Below are 20479 nucleotides of genomic sequence, written 5' to 3' on the forward strand. Positions count from 1 at the left end.
AATTCAGATACAAATTGTAACGAAAACGAATACAAAAGCACAAAAATAGAGACACTATTTATTTTTTGTTATAGTCAAAGCGAATGACTTGCTCCTGTGCATCTACATAGGCATGGACTCCGAAGGGGACAATTGCTCTCGGAGTTGCGTGGCCGACATTCAGATTATAGACAATTGGAATATTGCTGTCAATGATATCCAATAGTGCCTCTTTATAGTCGTCATAGAAAGTTTCATCCATAGGTTTCCCGACCAAGAGTCCGCTGATGACCTTGAATATACCAGTGTTCTTTAAAGTTTGTAACATCTTTTTGAAGTCTTCCGGCTCAGGCTTTTCTTCGCTTGTCTCTAGCAAGAGGATCTTTCCTTCCCAGTCTGACAAGTCAGGGAAAAGTTTGTATTCTTGGCAGAGCTCCGTGCTATCTGCGTATCGAGAGTTGTCAAAGATATCGTAGAGGGATTCGAGGCAACCACCGAGGATTTTCCCCTCGAACTGGGCAGTTCCTTGTAACAACTCAAAACCAGTATTTGTATGACTGACACGAGGTGTCCCCAGAGCTTTGGGACTAAAATCAGTTCGTTCCTCATACCAAACATTGCTAGGGCGGATTTCTGAGATTTTTCCCGTCTCAATCAATTCTTTGAAGTAGTGAAGGCTATAGGGCAACATCTCCTTGTCTAATTCACAAATGTCTGCTAAGAGGGATTGACCATAAAAAGTCTTGATTCCTAGTTTATGCAACATGAGGTGGTTCATGGTTGTATCCGAGAAGCCAAGAAAAATTTTTTGTTTGATAACCTTTTGGAGTTGGTTATTTTCAAAAAGATAAGGTAGTAAGCGATAGGTATCGTCTCCACCGATGGCACATAGGATCATATCGATGCTATCATCAGAAAAGGCATGCATCCAATCTTCTGCACGCGCTTCAGGATAGTTCTTGATAAAGTCTAATCCTTTTAGCGAATGGGGCAAAAAGATAGGATTGAGTCCCAGGTCCTTGAGACGTTGGACACCCAAGTCCACTTCGTGTTTGACAAAGTCCTCTCCGATAATGCCACTAGATAAACTAACAATACCAATAGTAGAAATCATATTTTATCCTCCTAGAAATAGATTGAGCCTATTTTATCACAAAAGATTAGATAGAGCTATGTGGGATGTCAGAAGAATACTTTAAAATCAAGAAAGTAAGCGAAAAAGCAACCGCACCTGCAGTTGCTTTTATGATTCTTCTTAATAGCGTGTTGGTCCTGCACTTGCGCTGCGGATATTCAAGCGTTTCTTGAGATAGAAGCGAAGGGCTAGGAGGACTGCTCCGATAATAGCCAGCGGCAATGGAGCAAGTACTGGGTTAAGGCTAGCTGGTAGGAAGCTTGTTGCAAAGAAGACAAGCAACCAAAGGAACATAGAGGCTAGAATAACTAGTACAGATTTCCAGAAAGGTGGACGTTGACTGCGGTCCATATCTGGTCCATAATATTGGTAAACAAAGTAGTACATCAAGTAGAAGGCAAATCCACCAACCAGTCCAACTAATAGGAGGGTGACAAATCCATAGCCGAAAGCTTGATCTGCTGCAAAGAAGGTTGTGAGGGCGCTGACGAGGGCAAAGAGGCTAGTGATGAAAAGAGCTGAGTCCATAATCATGAGTTTTGGATCATCATTTTCTTTTGGATGCTCTTTTTCATATTGTTCCTTGACAGTGAAACTATGAGCCCAATGAGTTGGCGCGCCATAGAGGGAACGAGCAGTCGTACCCTTGACTTGCTCCTCAAGGATTTGGGGAATAACTTCCTCAAAAATAGTCTTGATTTCAGCGTCTGTTTTCCCATCTTTGATGAATTGTTGGGTAGCGATGTGGACAAACTCTTGGTTTTTCTTAGTTAATTTTTGTAGATCAATCTGAGACATAGGAACTCCTCTTAGAACCATTTTTTATGGATGAGATAGAGAGTGAGCGAGACACTCATAGCAAAGGCGATAAAGACGATTAGCCAGAAGGCATTTGGCTCACCGTTTAGGGGGATTTCATTATCCTTAAAGTTCATCCCGTAGGCAGAAAAGACCATGGTTGGGATGGACATAACGATGGTCACAAGGGCCAAGGTTTTCATGATGTTGTTCTGGTTGTTGGAAATGATAGAGGCGAAGGTCTCTGTCATAGAATGCAAGACATTTCCATAAATGTCTGCCATCTCGATGGCCTGTTGGGTCTCAATCAGGGTATCTTCAAGCAGGTCTTCGTCCTCAAGGTATTTCTTGATATTGCTGGTTGAGCTGGTCAATTTCTTAATCACACGCTCATTTGTTTTGAGGGAGGCCTTGAAATAGACGATGGTTTTTTCCAATTCCATGAGCTCAATCAATTCTTCATTACGAGTTGATTGATGCAGTTGACTTTCGATTTGTTCACTCTTGCGGTCAATCGAACGAAGGGCTGTTAGGTAAAGCTCTGCATTGCGATAGAGAATCTGGAAGATAAAACGCGAACGCATGAAGGTATAGAAATTACGCAATCGACGGTTGATAAAGACATCAAGGACTGGTAATGGTTCCAAACACGTAGTGATAATGGTTTCCTCGGTGATGATAATACCAAGCGGGATGGTTACGTAGTAGGTGCGATTATTTCTTTCTTCTGTGACCGGAACGTCTACGATAATCAGGGTGTATTCGTCTTCAATTGTAATACGAGACATTTCTTCCGCATCGAGCGGTGCTCGAAGGTCGGCAATATCAATATCGAAGGCATTAGCGATTTCCAGTGATTCATTTTGAGTCGGATTGACGAGATTGATCCAAGTACCCGGTTCAAGCGTATCGATCTCTTTAAATTCAGTTGTTGTAGAGAGAAAAACTTGTTTCATATCCCTTATCCTTTCTCATTTTTCAGATTTTTTCACACCGTACTATTATACTACAAATTCAGCCTTTTGGGTAATAGAATCTCACTTTTTTTGGTATAATGGTAAGCAATAATGGACTAGAAAGAACAAAGATGCAAGATAAAATTGTCATTCATGGGGCGCGTGCCCATAATTTAAAAAATATTGATGTAGAGATTCCACGAGACAAGCTGGTTGTAGTGACTGGTTTGTCAGGGTCTGGGAAATCCAGTCTGGCCTTTGATACCCTCTATGCGGAGGGTCAACGTCGCTATGTGGAGAGTTTGTCAGCCTATGCTCGTCAATTTTTGGGAAACATGGAGAAGCCTGATGTAGATGCTATTGATGGTCTCAGCCCAGCTATTTCCATAGACCAGAAAACGACTAGTAAAAACCCTCGTTCGACCGTGGGAACGACGACTGAAATCAATGACTATCTGCGTCTCCTCTACGCACGTGTGGGTACGCCTTACTGTATCAACGGGCATGGAGCTATCAAGGCTTCTTCTGTGGAGCAAATCGTGGATAAGGTTTTAGAATTGCCTGAACGCCAGCGCCTACAAATTTTAGCACCAGTCATTCGTAAGAAAAAAGGACAGCATAAGAACGTCATTGAAAAGATTCAGAAAGATGGTTATGTTCGCGTCCGTGTGGATGGGGAAGTCTATGATGTGACCGAAGTGCCAGAGTTGTCTAAGAGCAAGCAACACAATATCGATGTTGTTGTTGACCGTATTGTCATCAAGGAGGGCATTCGTAGTCGTCTCTTTGATTCCATTGAGGCTGCCCTTCGTATTACAGAAGGTTATGTCATTATTGACACTATGGATGATTCGGAGTTGCTCTTCTCTGAGCATTATGCCTGCCCAGTTTGTGGCTTTACTGTTCCAGAGTTAGAGCCTCGCCTCTTCTCTTTCAATGCTCCTTTTGGCTCTTGTAGTGAGTGTGACGGCCTAGGCATCAAGTTGGAGGTGGATACTGATTTGGTAGTGCCAGAAGCCAGCAAAACCTTACGTGAGGGAGCGCTGGCACCTTGGAATCCTATCTCATCCAACTACTATCCAAACATGCTAGAGCAGGCCATGACGGCCTTTGGAGTGGATATGGATAAGCCTTTTGAAGACTTGTCAGAAGCAGATAAGAACTTGATTCTCTATGGTTCTGATGGTAAGGAATTCCATTTCCACTATGAGAATGAATTTGGTGGCGTGCGTGATATCGACATTCCTTTTGAAGGAGTTGTCAATAATATCAAGCGTCGCTACCATGAAACCAATAGTGACTACACCCGCACCCAGATGCGCCTCTACATGAATGAGCTGACCTGCGGAACCTGTCACGGCTATCGCCTCAATGATCAGGCCTTGTCTGTTCGTGTGGGTGGCGAGAAAGGACCACATATCGGAGAAATTTCAGATCTGTCTATCGCAGACCACTTGGAGTTGGTGAGCCAGTTAACCTTGTCTGAAAATGAAGCTATTATTGCTCGTCCCATTCTCAAGGAAATCAAGGACCGTTTGACCTTCCTTAATAACGTGGGTCTTAACTATCTGACCCTGTCACGTTCGGCAGGAACCCTTTCAGGTGGGGAAAGTCAGCGTATTCGTTTGGCAACCCAGATTGGTTCTAACCTATCAGGTGTTCTTTATATTCTAGATGAGCCGTCAATCGGTCTTCATCAGAGGGATAATGACCGTCTGATTGCCAGTCTCAAAAAGATGCGTGATTTGGGTAATACTCTCATAGTAGTGGAACATGACGAAGATACCATGCGTGAGGCTGATTATCTGATTGACGTTGGTCCCGGTGCCGGTGTTTTTGGTGGTGAGATTGTTGCAGCAGGTACACCTAAGCAAGTGGCTCGCAACAGTAAGTCTATCACAGGCCAGTACTTGTCAGGAAAACGTGCCATCCCAGTACCAGAAGAGCGCCGTACCGGAAATGGTCGTTTTATCGAGGTGACAGGTGCGCGTGAGAACAACCTGCAAAATGTCACAGCTCGCTTCCCACTAGGAAAATTTATCGCAGTGACAGGTGTGTCAGGTTCAGGGAAATCGACCTTGATCAACAGTATCCTCAAAAAAGCCATTTCCCAGAAGCTCAACCGTAATTCAGACAAACCTGGTAAGTTTAAAACTATTACAGGAATTGAGCACGTAGACCGCTTGATTGACATTGACCAGAGCCCTATAGGACGGACGCCGAGGTCCAATCCAGCTACCTATACAGGAGTTTTTGACGATATACGTGATCTTTTTGCCCAGACAAATGAGGCCAAGATTCGAGGCTACAAGAAGGGTCGTTTCAGTTTCAACGTTAAGGGTGGTCGTTGTGAAGCCTGCTCAGGTGATGGGATTATCAAGATTGAGATGCACTTCTTGCCAGATGTTTATGTGGCTTGTGAAGTTTGCCACGGGACCCGCTATAACAGTGAAACCCTAGAAGTTCACTACAAGGAAAAAAATATTTCACAGGTCTTGGACATGACTGTTAACGATGCGGTGGAATTTTTCCAACACATTCCGAAAATTCAACGTAAACTTCAGACTATCAAGGATGTGGGACTGGGATATGTAACGTTAGGGCAGCCAGCTACCACCCTTTCTGGGGGAGAAGCCCAGCGTATGAAGCTGGCTAGCGAGCTCCACAAACGCTCGACAGGGAAATCTTTCTACATTCTGGATGAGCCGACGACAGGGCTTCATACAGAGGACATTGCTCGCCTGCTCAAGGTTTTAGCACGCTTTGTTGACGACGGCAATACAGTCCTTGTTATAGAGCACAATCTGGATGTTATCAAGACGGCAGACCATATTATTGACTTGGGACCTGAGGGCGGTGTCGGTGGTGGAACCATCATCGCAACAGGAACTCCAGAAGAAGTAGCGGCCAATGAAGCCAGCTACACAGGACAGTATTTGAAAGGAAAGTTACATCATGAATAAACGTGTACAAGCATTTCTCGCTAAAATGCAAGAAAAAGAACTAGATGGCATCATTATCAACAACCTTAAAAACGTCTACTACTTGACTGGTTTTTGGGGTTCGAACGGAACAGTTTTTCTCAGCCGTGACCGTCAGGTCTTGGTGACAGACTCTCGCTATATCATCGCAGCTAAGCAAGAAACCAGTGGTTTTGAGATTGTGGCTGACCGTGATGAATTGGCTGTCATTGCAGGCATTGTCAAGGATATGGGCTTGTCTCGAATCGGTTTTGAGGACGAGATTTCGGTCTCTTATTATCACCGTATGCAGGCAGCTTTTGCAGGTTTGGACTTGCTTCCACAAACTCAGTTTGTTGAAGGTCTTCGAATGATTAAGGATGAGGCGGAGATTGCAGCTATTCGCAAGGCTTGTTCTATCTCAGACCAAGCTTTCCGCGATGCGCTTGACTTTATCAAACCAGGAAAAACTGAAATTGAGATTGCCAACTTCCTTGACTTCCGTATGCGTGAGTTGGGAGCATCTGGCTTGTCGTTTGACACTATCCTAGCTAGCGGTATCAACTCTTCTAAACCCCATGCCCATCCCATGCACAAACCAGTGGAATTGGGAGAAGCTATTACAATGGACTTCGGCTGTCTCTATGATCACTATGTCAGTGATATGACACGGACTATCTATCTAGGGCATGTTAGCGACGAGCAGGCAGAAATTTACAATACGGTTTTGAAAGCCAACCAAGCCTTGATTGACCAGGCTAAGGCAGGATTAGGTTTCCGTGACTTTGACAAAATCCCTCGTGATATTATCATCGAGGCAGGCTATGGCGACTACTTTACCCACGGTATTGGCCACGGCATTGGTCTGGATATCCATGAGGAACCATACTTTAGCCAGACTTCTACAGAAACTATTAAGGCAGGTATGGCATTGACAGATGAGCCAGGTATCTATATCGAAGGCAAATATGGCGTTCGTATCGAGGATGATATCCTGATTACAGAGACAGGTTGTGAATTATTGACCCTTGCTCCAAAAGAGTTGATAGTTATTTAAGAGTTAAACAACTCAAATGATTGACTTTTAAATTTTAAAGGTTTATACTGAAAGACGAAAACGGTAGGTGAGGCTACCATAGGGATACGGATGACTACCGCAAAGCAGTGGAGACACTACTCGTTGGTCAACAGTCCTGGTCGCGAAGGCCAAGACTAAGCTCATTTCATTGCCCTATGGAGTTAAAGCTTGAACGAAAAAACAGATAATTAGTTTTTTAATCCTGCCATTTTTTGATGGTAGGATTTTCTACTGTTTAAAACAAAGAAAGGAGACAGACGATGCAAATTGACGATCATCCGGAACCGCACATACACAGCCAATCGCTGATTTGTGTCGTTCTGCCCTTATAAAGTGATTGGTCTCTGTGTATGAAACACATCATTCATACAGATAGGAGAAACCAATGAAAACTACAAAAGAAAGATTAGCAACAGCTATTCAAGTCCCTTTAGACGAGAGTCTAACTTTTTATCATACCAGTTTAAACGGTTTGATAGAGGAACAAGTCGAAAAAAATCGTGACCTCTATGGCGAAAATGTGATTACCAAAGGCCAAGAAGATTCGATTTTGAAAAAGATTTACGAATCCATTATCAATCCTTTTACAATCATCTTGCTGGTCATCGCCGTGATTTCCTTGGTGACCAATGTCTGGTTGGCAAAACCAGGTCAAGAGGATCCGACGACTTCTATTATCATCGTTGTCCTAGTCCTCATTTCTGGAGGCATTCGCTTTGTCCAAGAACTCCGCAGTGATAAGGCAGCCACCAATCTTTCAAAAATGATTGTCAACACAGCGACTGTCATTCATCAAGGAGAAATCCAAGAAGTACCTATCGATGATTTGGTAGTGGGTGACGTGGTTAAATTAAGCGCTGGTGATATGATTCCAGCAGATCTTCTTTTATTTGAGTCGCGCGATTTCTTTGTACAACAGTCTGGCTTGACAGGCGAAAGTGATTCTGTTGAAAAATTGGCCTTGACCAAGGCAACAGTTCAACAATCTGATAGTCTTCTCGAAGCCGAATCCTTGGCTTTTATGGGAACCAATGTCTTGTCTGGTAGTGCCAAGGCCGTGGTTTTGGCGGTTGGTGATGATACCATGATGGGGGCTATTGAGCAGACTCTGAACACCTATGACGAGCCTACTTCGTTTGAGCGGGAGATGAATAGTATCTCTTGGCTCTTGATCCGTTTGATGTTGGTCATGGTGCCCATCGTTTTCTTGTCCAATGGTTTAACAGATGGCGACTGGCTGGAAGCTGGCGTATTTGCTTTGAGTGTTGGTGTTGGATTGACACCTGAAATGCTTCCTATGATTATTACCGCTAGCCTAGCAAAAGGCTCCATTATCATGGCCAAGGAAAAAGTGGTTATCAAGAAACTCAATGCCATACAGGACTTAGGGGCGATTGATATCTTGTGTACAGATAAGACAGGAACTCTAACCCAAGATGAAATCGTTCTAGAATATCCCTTGGACATCCACGGACGCTTGGATTTGACTGTCTTGAGACGAGCTTATCTCAATTCCTATTTTCAAACTGGCTTGAAAAATTTGATGGACAGAGCCATCATCAAACGGACTGAAAAGGAAACTAAAGAACACGCTATCCTCCAAAATCTGGCTCAAACTTTTCAAAAAATCGATGAGCTTCCCTTTGATTTTGAACGTAGACGGATGAGTGTCATCGTCAAGGATGAGAACGAAGTGGTTAGCTTGGTAACCAAGGGTGCCCTAGAGGAAATGTTGACGATTTCCAGTTATGCGGAATACCATGGAGTGATTACTCCCTTGACAGATGCTATTAGAGAAGAAATTTTAGCGGAAGTCCGACAACTAAATCAACAAGGTTTGCGTGTCTTGGGAGTGGCCTATAAGTCAGGTTTGAGGGAAGGTCATGCCTATACCGTTGATGATGAAGGGGATATGATTCTAACTGGTTATTTAGCCTTCCTAGATCCTCCTAAACCATCTGCAGCACCAGCAATTAAGGCTCTGTTAGAACATGGGGTTCAAACAAAGATTTTAACGGGAGACAACGAAAAAGTTACCCAAGCAGTCTGTGAAAAGGTTGGTTTGGATATCAATCAGATGCTGTTAGGGTCTGAAATTGATCAGATGAGTGATCAAGAATTGGCCCAAGCCGTAGAGGAGGTAACCGTCTTTGCCAAACTTTCTCCTGACCAAAAAGCAAGGATTATTTTGCAATTTAAGGCTAATGGTCATGCTGTCGGCTATATGGGAGATGGAATCAATGATGCTCCTTCTATGAAAGTTGCAGATGTGGGGATTTCTGTTGATACAGCAGTAGATATTGCTAAAGAAACAGCTGATGTTATCCTACTTGATAAGGATCTCATGGTGCTTGAAAAAGGACTTGTTGAAGGGCGTAAGGTCTATGCCAATATGACCAAATATATCAAGATGACAGTGAGTTCTAATTTTGGAAATATCTTATCCCTATTGGTCTCTGGAATCTTTTTACCCTTTTTACCAATGGCACCAGTCCATTTGATTATCCTAAATCTAGTCTATGATTTGTCTTGTATTGCCTTGCCTTTTGACAAGGTGGACAAAGATTTTTTGAGAAATCCGCATACCTGGGAAGCTAAGTCCATCACACGTTTCATGGTTTGGATGGGGCCTATCTCTTCTGCCTTTGATATTTTGACCTTTATTTTGCTCTATTTTATCATTGTACCCATGACGACAGGTCATGCCTATGTTCATGGAGCAGAGTCGGCCGTAGGATTTATTGTCTTGTTCCAGACAGGTTGGTTTATCGAGTCTATGTGGTCACAGACCATGGTTATCCATATGTTGCGTTCAGCTAAAATTCCCTTTTTACAGAGTCGTCCAGCTTGGCTAGTCCTTGTGACAACCTTATTGGCTGCAGCCTTTGTGACCTTCCTTCCCTACAGTCCTCTCGCAAGCCTACTTCATCTCACTCCTTTAAAACCGATTTATTTCATCTTTTTACTTTTCATCATTATTTTGTACATGATTAGCGTGACAATTGTGAAAAAAATCTATATCAAGAAATATCAAGAATGGCTGTAAATTTCATTTTGTCAAGAAAAAAGTACGAAAATGACGAAAAAAGTCAAAAAAATTTAAAAATAGGTCGCAAGTCGGATGTTTTTTATGGTATAATAGACTAAACTGATAGTAACATGTAGCGAAAGGGGTAGGTACATGATCAAAATTTATACAGTCTCAAGTTGTACTAGTTGTAAAAAAGCAAAAACCTGGCTCAATGCCCACCAGTTAAGTTATAAAGAACAAAACCTTGGTAAAGAAGGAATTACGAGAGAAGAATTACTGGATATTCTAACCAAAACAGATAACGGAATAGCCAGCATCGTTTCATCTAAAAATCGCTATGCCAAAGCCCTTGGAGTGGATATTGAAGATTTGAGTGTCAACGAAGTCCTCAATCTGATTATGGAAACACCGAGAATTTTAAAGAGCCCAATTCTTGTAGATGAAAAACGCCTGCAAGTTGGCTATAAGGAAGACGATATTCGTGCCTTCCTACCACGCTCTGTCCGTAATGTAGAAAATGCAGAAGCACGTTTGCGTGCAGCTCTATAAACATCAAGGCTGGGAGCAATTCCCAGTCTTATTCTATTTTAATTTCAAAAAGAAAGAAGAAAGAAATGAAAAAAATAGTTCTTGTTAGTCTAGCTTTCCTTTTTGTCCTGGTTGGTTGCGGACAGAAAAAAGAAACTGGAAAAGCTACAAAAACAGAAAAGGATACGCTTCAGTCGGCATTACCAGTGATTGAGAATGCTGAGAAGAATACAGTTGTAACCAAGACTTTGGTCTTGCCCAAGTCAGATGATGGTAACCAGCAGACCCAAACCATTACTTATAAAGACAAGACTTTTTTGAGTCTAACTATCCAACAAAAACGTCCAGTCTCTGATGAGTTGAAGACCTATATTGACCAACACGGAGTGGAAGAAACTCAAAAAGCTCTTCTCGAGGCAGAGGAGAAGGATGAGACCATCATAGAAGCTCGTAAATTAGCAGGATTTAAGCTTGAAACCAAACTATTGAGTGCAACAGAACTTCAAACAACGACTAGTTTTGATTTTCAAGTTCTGGATGTCAAGAAGGCTTCTCAGTTAGAATATTTGAAGAACATTGGTTTAGAAAATCTGTTGAAAAATGAACCAAGCAAATATATTTCAGACAGATTGGTAAATGGTGCGACAGAACAGTAGAAAATCCAAATAAATAGACTGCCTGAATTGTAGAAGGTAAGGAATTATGCTATAATGGTACTATTCTAAGGAAAGAGGGTGTTAGAATGGGATTTACTGAAGAAACAGTACGTTTTAAATTGGACGATTCCAATAAAAAAGAAATTAGCGAAACTTTGACTGATGTCTATGCTTCGTTGAACGATAAGGGCTACAACCCGATTAACCAAATCGTAGGTTACGTATTGAGTGGAGACCCTGCCTACGTTCCTCGTTATAATAATGCACGAAATCAAATCCGTAAGTATGAGCGTGATGAAATCGTTGAGGAATTGGTTCGCTACTACCTTAAAGGACAAGGAGTCGATCTGTAATCTATGAGAATTATGGGATTGGACGTCGGTTCAAAAACGGTAGGGGTGGCTATTAGCGATCCGCTCGGTTTTACAGCTCAAGGGCTTGAAATCATCCAAATCAATGAGGAGCAAGGCCAATTTGGTTTTGACCGCGTTAAGGAGCTGGTTGATGCTTACAAGGTGGAACGATTTGTAGTGGGCTTACCTAAAAACATGAACAATACAAGCGGACCGCGCGTGGAAGCTAGTCAGGCATACGGAGCAAAGCTAGAAGAGCTTTTTGGTTTACCAGTAGACTATCAGGATGAACGCTTGACAACAGTTGCTGCGGACCGCATGTTGATTGAACAAGCAGATATAAGTCGCAATAAACGTAAGAAAGTCATTGATAAGTTAGCAGCTCAGCTGATTTTACAAAATTATTTAGATAGAAAATTTTAATATAAAGGAGAGGCTATGTCACACGATCATAACCACGACCACGAAGAACGTGAATTAATCACACTAGTAGATGAGCAAGGAAATGAAACCTTGTTTGAAATCCTTTTGACCATTGACGGAAAAGAAGAATTTGGTAAAAACTATGTTCTTCTAGTGCCAGTTAACGCAGAAGAAGACGAAGACGGACAAGTTGAAATCCAAGCTTACTCATTCATCGAAAACGAAGATGGAACAGAAGGCGAATTGCAACCAATCCCAGAAGACTCAGAAGACGAATGGAACATGATTGAAGAAGTCTTCAACAGCTTTATGGAGGAGTGATACAGTCTGGGAGACTGTATCAGCCCAACTCCTAGAAATTGGAAGAGTTGGAACGTCCAGTGGACGTTTTTACCCCTGCGCTAGAAATTAGAAACGCAGGCAGTCCGGGGGACGTTTTTAGCCTGACGCTAAAAATAAAAACCGTCAGTAAGTTCGGGGGATATTTTTACCCCAGTTCCTTTAAATAAGAGAGACTGGTAAGTCTGGGGGTGTTTTTAGCCCAAGTTAATATTCATAGTAGCTAGTTATTAGCTAACCAGGTTAGAGGTCGGGACGAAAATCCTGGCCTTGTTTTTATTAGTCATCATGCTTTGATGTGGTAATTGATTGGACTTTTGTCAAGGAGATATATATGTTTGAAGTAGAAGAATGGCTTCACAGTCGGATTGGTTTGAATTTTCGATCAGGTTTGGGGCGAATGCAACAAGCGGTGGATTTGTTGGAGAATCCAGAGAAGTCTTACCCTATTATCCACGTAACAGGGACTAATGGGAAAGGCTCTACCATTGCTTTTATGAGGGAATTATTTATGGGACATGGCAAAAAAGTTGCGACCTTTACCTCCCCTCATATCGTCTCTATCAATGACCGAATCTGCATTAATGGGCAACCTATAGCAGATGCAGACTTCATCCGTTTGGCTGATCAGGTCAAGGAGATGGAGAAAACGCTTCTGCAAACCCATGATCAGTTGTCCTTTTTTGAATTGCTGACCTTAGTTGCTTTTCTTTATTTTAGGGAGCAAGAAGTGGATTTGGTTTTATTAGAAGTAGGAATTGGTGGCCTACTTGACACGACTAATGTGGTAACTGGAGAGATTGCTGTTATCACCTCCATTGGGCTTGACCATCAGGAGACCTTGGGCGATAGTCTAGAAGCGATCGCAGAGCAAAAAGCTGGTATTTTCAAGGCTGGTAAGAAGGCAGTGATTGCTAAGCTAGCTCCAGAAGCTAGCCTTGTCTGTCAGGAAAAAGCGGAATCTTTAGCTGTTGACCTTTATCAGGCAGGTCAGGATTTTTCAATGCTGAATAGTGATTTTTCAAGTTCGTTGCTGAATCTTTCGCAGTTGAAAATAGGTTTAGAAGGAGCCTATCAGCAGGAAAATGCGGCCTTGGCATTGCAAACTTTTCTTCTTTTTATGGGAGAAGGAAAGGAAGTTGTTGATGAACAGGCTGTAAGAAAGGCCTTGAAACAGACCCATTGGGCTGGTCGTTTGGAGCGTATTCATCCACAGATTTACTTGGATGGTGCTCATAACCTCCCTGCCTTGACTCGCTTGGTTGAGTTTATCAAAGAAAAAGAGCAGGAAGGTTATCGACCTCAAATCCTCTTTGGAGCCTTAAAACGTAAGGATTATCAAGGGATGTTGGCTTATTTGGCTGAAAATTTACCTCAAGTGGAACTCAAGGTGACTGGTTTTGACTATCAAGGTTCTCTGGACGAGACAGATGTAACGGGTTACGACGTCATTCCTTCTTACCGAGAATTTATCAGCAGTTTCGAAGAAAGAGCCGACGCGCAGGACTTATTGTTCATTACAGGATCTCTCTATTTTATCTCAGAAGTACGGGGCTGCCTACTGGACCATGAGCAGATAAATTGACCTCCTTTTTTGAACTTGTTATACTAGGGGAACTACCAGTTAGAAGAAACATTCTCTAAATCGGTAGCAGAAAGGAAATTCATCATGAAATTAAAAACATTCACACTTTCTCTTGCTTCTCTAGCAAGTCTTAGTCTCTTAGTAGCTTGTTCACAAAGAACTCAACAAGTTCAACAACCAGTAGCTCAATCGCAAACTCAACAAACTCAGCAATCACAACCTACTGTTTCATCGTCTACAGAAAATAGCAACCAGGCAGCAACAAGTTCTTCACAAAATACAGTTACAGCTCAACCAACTAATATTGATGGAACTTATACTGGTCAGGACGAAGGAGACCGTATCACTTTAGTGGTAACTGGAACAACTGGTACATGGACACAGGTAGAAACTGACGGAGATCAAGAAATCAAGCAGGTTAGCTTCGATGCCGCTAATCAACGCATGATTATTGGGGATGATGCTAAGATTTATACAATTAATGGCAATCAGATGATTATCGACGATATGGATAGAGACGCTTCAGATCGTATCGTTTTATCAAAATAGACTAGAAGGAGACTGGATTTTTCGGTCTCTTTTATGATTACTTAGAAAAATGACCATAAATACTTGCCTTCTACCGAATACCTGCGTTATACTAGTATCATACTCAATGAAAATCAAAGAGCAAACTAGGAAGCTAGCCGCAGGCTGTACTTAAGTACGGCAAGGTGAAGCTGACGTGGTTTGAAGAGATTTTCGAAGAGTATCAATTACTTGTTTTTAGCATTCAAACTATCAAGGAGGGGATATGAAATATAGGAAATTTCAATTATTGATGTCCAAGTATGGCTTTAGTCTTTCGATTATGCTGCTTGAACTTTCTCTTGTTTTTGGTCTCTTTCTTTATTTAGGGCGCATGGCCCCTATTCTATGGGTCATTGTCTTGATTTTTATGAGTATGGCAACTATTGTCGCAATTGTCAATCGCTCCATGGCGCCTGAAAGCAAAGTAATGTGGTTAGTGGTGACTTTTGTTCCTGTTATTGGTCCTTTGCTCTATATAATGTTTGGTGAAAGGCGATTGTCCAAAAAAGAAATCAAGCAGTTGGACAAACTTGGTTCCATGCATTTTCGGGAGGATAACAGTAAAGCTCTCCGCCAGAAATTGAAGGAAGAGGATAAGGCGGCTTACGGAGTTATCAAATCTTTGTTAAGTATGGATAGTAACGCCGATGTCTATGATCGAACAGACTCACAATTCTTTTCTTCGGGTGAAAGCATGTGGCAATATATGTTGGAAGACCTTAAGAAAGCTGAAAAGTTTATCTTTCTAGAGTACTATATTGTCGAGGAAGGTCTGATGTGGAATAGCATACTAGACATACTAGAGCAAAAGGCAGCTCAGGGTGTAGAGGTCAAGATGCTCTATGATGATATCGGCTGTATGGCGACTTTGCCTGGAGACTACACTATTCAGCTTCGTAGTCGAGGAATTGAAGCCCATAAATTTAATAAGGTAATTCCTCGTCTGACGGTGGCTTACAACAATCGGGACCATCGTAAAATTCTGGTCATAGATGGTCAGGTAGCTTATACAGGAGGCATTAACTTAGCCGATGAGTACATCAATCATGTAGAACGCTTTGGCTATTGGAAGGACAGTGGGATTCGCTTAGATGGCCTTGGTGTCAAGGCTCTCACCCGTCTCTTTTTGATGACTTGGTATATCAATCGTGGGGAAATCAGCGATTTTGACCAGTATCACTTGGAAAATCAGCCTTGTTTTAGTCAAGGTCTCTGCATTCCTTATGGTAGTGGACCCAAACCCATCTTCCGTACTCAGGTAGGGAAAAAAGTCTATCAAAGTTTGATTAATCAGGCTACTGATTCAGTCTATATTACAACGCCCTATTTAATTATTGACTATGATTTAACTGAGAGTATTAAAAATGCAGCTATGAGGGGTGTTGATGTCCGCATTGTGACCCCTTTCATTCCAGATAAAAAATTAATCCAACTCATCACAAGAGGAGCCTATTCGGATTTGTTATCGGCAGGAGTAAGAATTTTTGAGTATAGTCCAGGCTTCATTCACAGTAAACAAATCTTAGTGGATAAGGACTTTGCTGCAGTTGGAACCATTAACTTAGATTACAGAAGTTTGCTTCACCACTATGAAAATGCAGTTTTGTTATATAAAACGGAATCAATCACAGAGATTCAAAAAGATTTTCAAGAGATTTTTTCGGTATCGCAAGAAATTTTTGCTCATACGATAAAAAATAGCTGGTATCAAAAATTGATTAAGGAAATTGCCCAGTTATTTGCCCCTATCTTATAAGAAATCTAGGACTTAGGATATGACTGAGTCCTCTTTTTCTTGCTTTTTACGAATAGAAAGATATAGGGGAGAAACGATGCTGACTCAGAAGGAATTGAACTATATCACGACATTTAAACAGACACATTTACACCGATTTCGGGAAATTGAAACCTTTGTGAAACTATGCAAAAAATCGCTCAAACAGCCATCGCAAGCTGACAATTCTAGGTCTTTTTGATATACTAAGACAGATAAATTGAATAGGAGAAACGATATGGCTGTATATGGCAGAATCGAAGAAGTATCCGAAACGATACAGAGTAATGAAATAGAAAATAGATTGGATAGGAACCTTGATTCTCACGCGGAAAAAGAAGAGCGTGTAGCTTTCCCATTTTTCAGACTCATCATTGGAAGTACGATTGCGACGGTTTTTTCTGTGGTGCTTCCTTTACTTTTAGATATGGTAAGTCCTTCTCAGGCTCAGGATTTGTATATAGGATGGGCTTTACATCAAGGAGGACAGCTATACAGTAGTTATTATGCTGGTCAAGGTCTTCTTTATTATTTACTACTTTACATTACCCAAGGAGGCATCCTTTTTGCCTTAGTAGAATGGCTAGCCCTCTTGGGAGGGGGGTATTTCCTTTTTTCTGCAACTGACTATCTGACAGGACAAAGGAATCAAGCTAAGCAACTTCTAACGATATTTTATCTTTTGGTGTCTGGTCTTGGTTTTGGAGGAGGCTATGCTACGATTTTAGCTCTTCCATTCTTATTTGCAGGCTTTTCTTTAGTAGCAGGCTATCTGTCAAATCCTAATCACGATAAAGGATTTTTACGTTTGGGGATTTTCTTGGTTCTATCATTTTTCATAGAACCCCTAACTAGTCTTCTATTTATTGTAGCGATAACAATTGGTTTATTTGTCTTTAATGTTGGACATGGACGCTTTATACATGGAATTTATCAATTTTTTACGACAGCACTTGGTTTCTCTCTCCTATTTTATCCTTTAGGCTACTATGTCATCATTTCAGGAGGTTTTGGAGAGGCTTTAAGTGGATTTTTGTATCCATTTACTTCTATGATGGCTTTTACTAATACGCAGTTAGCAGAAAATGCTTTATTCTATGGTCTATTAACTTTTGGATTAGGAACTTTCATCCTTGTTTTTCTGGGCTTGTTCCAATCTAAAGCATCTAGATTATATGTCATCTCAGTACCAGCTAGCTTTGTTTTATTATTTGTCCTAGCCTTACTGATCTTGTCTCGAGAACTTCTCTACGGTTCACATTTAATTCTGATTCTTCCATTTTTGCTCCTTCTTTTGATGACTAGTATTCGTGGAAAACATTCAGCTAGAGGAGCTCGTTGTCGGAGAAGAGAGGAAGTTCCAACTTTATGGAAAAAATTTATGAGGGGAAATCTCTACTTACCGATTCTAGTAGTGTTTTATCTAATTGCAGTTCCTTTTGTAGCTCGTTTTGTCTTGCATCCAGCTTCATATAGTGAACAACATCAAGTAGTAGATAGAATAAGACAAGAGACGAGCGAGGGAGACCAAATCTATATCTGGGATTCCCATGTTCAGATCTATAAAGAAAGCCAGCGTTTGTCTGGATCCATGTTCCCATCTCCTCTTCTCTACACGAATACAGAAGAAAATAAAACTAGTTTGATCAATGATTTGAAAGAAAATCAACCTAAGGTGATTGTGGTGAATGATAAGGTGGCGCTCTGGTCTGAAGTAGAAACACTTTTAAAAGAAAATTACCAACAATTAAAGACAGATTATTCAGAGTTTAAAGTTTATAAAACCAAATAATAAAATCAATATCTTGTGTATTTTTAAAAATTTTAGGATTTTTAACACAAGATATTGATTTTTCTTTTTAGAGTGGTATAATACTTTTTAGAAAGAACATTTTAGAAAAGAGCATGCATATGATTGCACTAGAAGAAAAAATTACAATTTTGCCAACTCTCTTCGTCGAGAAACGAGATGGAAGACGTGTTGTATTTGATGTGGACAAGATTGATAAGGCTCTCCACAAGGCGGCAGAAAAGGTTATGGATGTGACACCCTTGGTCGAAAAACGCCTCAATGCTCTGACCGAGCGAATTGTCACAGAAATTCATAGTCGCTTTCCACAAGGGGTTAAGATTTACGAAATTCAAAATATCGTAGAACATGAACTCCTTGAATCCAAAGAATATGCCTTGACTGAGGAGTATATCACTTATCGGACACAAAGGGATTTTGAACGCTCGAAAGCGACAGATATAAACTTTAGTATCCATAAACTTCTCAACAAAGATCAGGCGGTTGTTAACGAAAATGCCAATAAAGACAGCGATGTCTTCAACACCCAGCGTGATTTGACAGCAGGGATTGTTGGAAAGTCAATCGGACTGCAAATGCTTCCTAAGCATGTAGCCAATGCCCACCAAAAGGGGGATATCCACTATCACGATTTGGACTACAGTCCCTATACCCCTATGACCAACTGCTGTTTGATTGACTTCAAGGGTATGTTGGAAAATGGTTTTAAGATTGGAAATGCAGAGGTAGAGAGTCCCAAGTCTATCCAGACTGCGACAGCTCAAATTTCCCAAATCATCGCCAATGTTGCTTCTAGCCAGTACGGAGGTTGTTCAGCTGACCGTATCGATGAGATCTTGGCGCCTTATGCAGAGAAGAATTACAAAAAACACCTCAAGGATGCGGAAGAGTGGGTCTTACCTGAAAAACGGGAAGATTACGCTTGGAAGAAAACGCAAAAGGACATCTATGATGCCATGCAATCTCTCGAGTATGAAATCAATACTTTATTCACTTCAAACGGACAAACGCCTTTTACTTCGCTAGGTTTTGGTCTAGGAACTAGTCGTTTTGAGCGGGAAATTCAAAAGGCAATTTTAAACATTCGTATCAATGGGCTTGGTTCAGAACACCGTACAGCTATCTTCCCAAAACTCATCTTTACGCTAAAAAGAGGACTCAATTTAGAGGAAGGAACTCCCAACTACGACATCAAGCAGTTGGCTCTTGAGTGTGCAACCAAGCGGATGTATCCAGATGTTTTATCTTATGATAAGATTGTTGACTTGACAGGCTCCTTCAAGGTGCCTATGGGTTGCCGTTCGTTCCTTCAAGGATGGAAGGATGAAAATGGTGTCGAAGTCAATTCAGGCCGTATGAATCTGGGTGTTGTGACGGTTAACCTGCCTCGTATTGCCCTTGAATCTGAAGGAGAAATGAATAAGTTCTGGGAAATCTTCAACGAGCGTATGAATATCGCTGAGGATGCTCTGGTTTATCGTGTCGAACGCACTAAAGAGGCAACACCAGCAAATGCTCCTATCCTGTATCAATACGGTGCTTTTGGCCATCGTCTAGGTAAAGAAGAAAGTGTTGACCAGCTCTTTAAGAATCGTCGTGCGACAGTTTCTCTGGGCTATATCGGTTTGTATGAGGTAGCAACTGTTTTCTTTGGTAACAGCTGGGAAAGCAATCCAGAAGCTAAGAAACTCACGCTAGACATCATTCACGATATGAAACGCCGTGTAGAAGAGTGGTCGGATCAATATGGTTACCATTTCTCTATCTACTCAACACCGTCTGAAAGTCTGACAGACCGTTTCTGCCGACTAGATACAGAGAAGTTTGGCTCTATTCCTGATATCACAGACAAGGAATACTACACCAATTCTTTCCATTATGATGTTCGTAAAAATCCAACACCGTTTGAAAAATTAGACTTTGAGAAAGTCTATCCAGAAGCAGGTGCATCAGGTGGTTTTATCCATTATTGTGAGTATCCAGTTCTTCAGCAAAATCCAAAGGCCTTGGAAGCTGTCTGGGACTATGCCTATGACCGCGTGGGTTATCTAGGGACCAATACTCCGATTGACCGTTGCTACAAGTGTGACTTTGAGGGGGATTTTGAACCAACTGAGAGAGGATTTGCTTGTCCAAACTGTGGCAATAGCGACCCTAAAACCGTAGATGTGGTCAAACGAACTTGTGGCTATCTAGGTAATCCTCAAGCGCGACCTATGGTCAATGGCCGTCACAAGGAAATCGCTGCGCGTGTCAAACACATGAATGGTTCAACGATTAAAATAGCTGGCCATCAAGTAACAAATTAGAAAGAAATGAAATGGGAAAATATCAATTAGACGATAAAGGGCGCGCACAAGTGACCCGTTATCACGAGAAACACTCTAAGGGTGGAGCTGGTAAGAAAGAACGCTTGCTCAATCTCAGAGAACAATTTTTAAACAAGAATAAGAAAAAATAAAAGTGAGAGTTAACTCTCGCTTTTCTCTTAGCGGGAGGTAAGG

The 20479-nt window shown here is 41.5% G+C and carries 17 protein-coding genes and 1 riboswitch; of the genes, 14 read left to right on the forward strand and 3 right to left on the reverse strand.

From position 1 onward, the window contains the following. Nucleotides 1–58: 58 nt before the first annotated feature. The 3 genes from D8787_RS02345 to D8787_RS02355 form a co-directional block, all read right to left on the reverse strand. Nucleotides 59–1093: a S66 family peptidase gene (locus tag D8787_RS02345; protein WP_125420538.1), complete on the reverse strand. Its 1035-nt coding sequence runs from the start codon at nucleotides 1091–1093 to the stop codon at nucleotides 59–61. Nucleotides 1094–1234: 141 nt separating this feature from the next. After that, entirely contained in the window at nucleotides 1235–1912 is a 678-nt protein-coding gene (locus tag D8787_RS02350; RefSeq protein WP_125420540.1) for a DUF1129 domain-containing protein, read from the reverse strand. A gap of 11 nt (nucleotides 1913–1923) precedes the next feature. Next, nucleotides 1924–2868 carry a magnesium transporter CorA family protein gene (locus D8787_RS02355; RefSeq protein WP_000815623.1) on the reverse strand — a complete coding sequence of 315 codons (945 nt, stop codon included), beginning with the start codon at nucleotides 2866–2868 and terminating at the stop codon, nucleotides 1924–1926. A gap of 131 nt (nucleotides 2869–2999) precedes the next feature. Here D8787_RS02355 and uvrA point away from each other — a divergent pair, with 131 nt between their 5' ends. The 14 genes from uvrA to D8787_RS02440 all read left to right on the forward strand — a co-directional run bounded on the left by uvrA (nucleotide 3000) and on the right by D8787_RS02440 (nucleotide 20436). Continuing rightward, nucleotides 3000–5831: an excinuclease ABC subunit UvrA gene (gene uvrA, locus D8787_RS02360; protein WP_125420542.1), complete on the forward strand. Its 2832-nt coding sequence runs from the start codon at nucleotides 3000–3002 to the stop codon at nucleotides 5829–5831. Beyond that, nucleotides 5824–6885 carry a M24 family metallopeptidase gene (locus tag D8787_RS02365; RefSeq protein WP_125420544.1) on the forward strand — a complete coding sequence of 354 codons (1062 nt, stop codon included), beginning with the start codon at nucleotides 5824–5826 and terminating at the stop codon, nucleotides 6883–6885. Before uvrA ends, D8787_RS02365 begins: the two co-directional genes overlap by 8 nt. 57 nt (nucleotides 6886–6942) lie before the next feature. Then, a riboswitch (M-box (ykoK) riboswitch) is annotated at nucleotides 6943–7094 on the forward strand. 197 nt (nucleotides 7095–7291) lie between these two features. Beyond that, nucleotides 7292–9952, forward strand: coding sequence for a magnesium-translocating P-type ATPase (gene mgtA, locus D8787_RS02370; protein ID WP_125420546.1), 2661 nt, complete (start codon nucleotides 7292–7294; stop codon nucleotides 9950–9952). A 135-nt stretch (nucleotides 9953–10087) separates the two neighbouring features. Continuing rightward, entirely contained in the window at nucleotides 10088–10486 is a 399-nt protein-coding gene (gene spx, locus D8787_RS02380) for a transcriptional regulator Spx (protein ID WP_000591165.1), read from the forward strand. 65 nt (nucleotides 10487–10551) lie between these two features. Further along, entirely contained in the window at nucleotides 10552–11121 is a 570-nt protein-coding gene (locus tag D8787_RS02385; protein WP_125420548.1) for an SP0191 family lipoprotein, read from the forward strand. Nucleotides 11122–11207: 86 nt separating this feature from the next. Then, entirely contained in the window at nucleotides 11208–11474 is a 267-nt protein-coding gene (locus tag D8787_RS02390) for an IreB family regulatory phosphoprotein (RefSeq protein ID WP_000507059.1), read from the forward strand. A gap of 3 nt (nucleotides 11475–11477) precedes the next feature. Further along, nucleotides 11478–11897, forward strand: a complete 420-nt coding sequence (ruvX, locus tag D8787_RS02395; protein WP_125420550.1) for a Holliday junction resolvase RuvX — start codon at nucleotides 11478–11480, stop codon at nucleotides 11895–11897. A 15-nt stretch (nucleotides 11898–11912) separates the two neighbouring features. Further along, nucleotides 11913–12218, forward strand: a complete 306-nt coding sequence (locus D8787_RS02400; protein ID WP_000017620.1) for a DUF1292 domain-containing protein — start codon at nucleotides 11913–11915, stop codon at nucleotides 12216–12218. Nucleotides 12219–12570: 352 nt separating this feature from the next. Next, a complete protein-coding gene (locus D8787_RS02405; RefSeq protein WP_125420552.1) occupies nucleotides 12571–13821 on the forward strand; it encodes a bifunctional folylpolyglutamate synthase/dihydrofolate synthase in 1251 nt (416 codons plus the stop codon). An 84-nt stretch (nucleotides 13822–13905) separates the two neighbouring features. Beyond that, nucleotides 13906–14370, forward strand: coding sequence for an SP_0198 family lipoprotein (locus D8787_RS02410; protein ID WP_042901726.1), 465 nt, complete (start codon nucleotides 13906–13908; stop codon nucleotides 14368–14370). A 244-nt stretch (nucleotides 14371–14614) separates the two neighbouring features. Beyond that, nucleotides 14615–16147 (forward strand): cardiolipin synthase, encoded by a 1533-nt coding sequence (gene cls, locus D8787_RS02420; RefSeq protein ID WP_125420554.1) that lies wholly within the window; start codon nucleotides 14615–14617, stop codon nucleotides 16145–16147. 256 nt (nucleotides 16148–16403) lie between these two features. Next, a complete protein-coding gene (locus D8787_RS02430; protein ID WP_125420556.1) occupies nucleotides 16404–17957 on the forward strand; it encodes a damage-inducible protein CinA in 1554 nt (517 codons plus the stop codon). A gap of 119 nt (nucleotides 17958–18076) precedes the next feature. After that, nucleotides 18077–20284, forward strand: coding sequence for an anaerobic ribonucleoside-triphosphate reductase (gene nrdD, locus D8787_RS02435; RefSeq protein ID WP_185776730.1), 2208 nt, complete (start codon nucleotides 18077–18079; stop codon nucleotides 20282–20284). Between the two features lie 11 nt (nucleotides 20285–20295). Beyond that, on the forward strand, nucleotides 20296–20436 hold the full coding sequence (locus D8787_RS02440) for a hypothetical protein (RefSeq protein ID WP_000521618.1): 141 nt from the start codon (nucleotides 20296–20298) through the stop codon (nucleotides 20434–20436). The last annotated feature ends 43 nt before the right edge of the window (nucleotides 20437–20479 follow it).

The organism is Streptococcus mitis (genome assembly GCF_003944325.1).
In the GTDB taxonomy this organism is placed as follows: Bacteria; Bacillota; Bacilli; order Lactobacillales; family Streptococcaceae; genus Streptococcus; species Streptococcus mitis_CW.

Excerpts from the sequence above, each read along its gene's own strand:
- D8787_RS02345 (WP_125420538.1), bottom strand. The coding sequence starts at position 1,093 with ATGATTTCTACTATTGGTATTGTTAGTTTATCTAGTGGCATTATCGGA.
- D8787_RS02350 (WP_125420540.1), bottom strand. The coding sequence starts at position 1,912 with ATGTCTCAGATTGATCTACAAAAATTAACTAAGAAAAACCAAGAGTTT.
- D8787_RS02355 (WP_000815623.1), bottom strand. The coding sequence starts at position 2,868 with ATGAAACAAGTTTTTCTCTCTACAACAACTGAATTTAAAGAGATCGAT.
- uvrA (WP_125420542.1), top strand. The coding sequence starts at position 3,000 with ATGCAAGATAAAATTGTCATTCATGGGGCGCGTGCCCATAATTTAAAA.
- D8787_RS02365 (WP_125420544.1), top strand. The coding sequence starts at position 5,824 with ATGAATAAACGTGTACAAGCATTTCTCGCTAAAATGCAAGAAAAAGAA.
- mgtA (WP_125420546.1), top strand. The coding sequence starts at position 7,292 with ATGAAAACTACAAAAGAAAGATTAGCAACAGCTATTCAAGTCCCTTTA.
- spx (WP_000591165.1), top strand. The coding sequence starts at position 10,088 with ATGATCAAAATTTATACAGTCTCAAGTTGTACTAGTTGTAAAAAAGCA.
- D8787_RS02385 (WP_125420548.1), top strand. The coding sequence starts at position 10,552 with ATGAAAAAAATAGTTCTTGTTAGTCTAGCTTTCCTTTTTGTCCTGGTT.
- D8787_RS02390 (WP_000507059.1), top strand. The coding sequence starts at position 11,208 with ATGGGATTTACTGAAGAAACAGTACGTTTTAAATTGGACGATTCCAAT.
- ruvX (WP_125420550.1), top strand. The coding sequence starts at position 11,478 with ATGAGAATTATGGGATTGGACGTCGGTTCAAAAACGGTAGGGGTGGCT.
- D8787_RS02400 (WP_000017620.1), top strand. The coding sequence starts at position 11,913 with ATGTCACACGATCATAACCACGACCACGAAGAACGTGAATTAATCACA.
- D8787_RS02405 (WP_125420552.1), top strand. The coding sequence starts at position 12,571 with ATGTTTGAAGTAGAAGAATGGCTTCACAGTCGGATTGGTTTGAATTTT.
- D8787_RS02410 (WP_042901726.1), top strand. The coding sequence starts at position 13,906 with ATGAAATTAAAAACATTCACACTTTCTCTTGCTTCTCTAGCAAGTCTT.
- cls (WP_125420554.1), top strand. The coding sequence starts at position 14,615 with ATGAAATATAGGAAATTTCAATTATTGATGTCCAAGTATGGCTTTAGT.
- D8787_RS02430 (WP_125420556.1), top strand. The coding sequence starts at position 16,404 with ATGGCTGTATATGGCAGAATCGAAGAAGTATCCGAAACGATACAGAGT.
- nrdD (WP_185776730.1), top strand. The coding sequence starts at position 18,077 with ATGATTGCACTAGAAGAAAAAATTACAATTTTGCCAACTCTCTTCGTC.
- D8787_RS02440 (WP_000521618.1), top strand. The coding sequence starts at position 20,296 with ATGGGAAAATATCAATTAGACGATAAAGGGCGCGCACAAGTGACCCGT.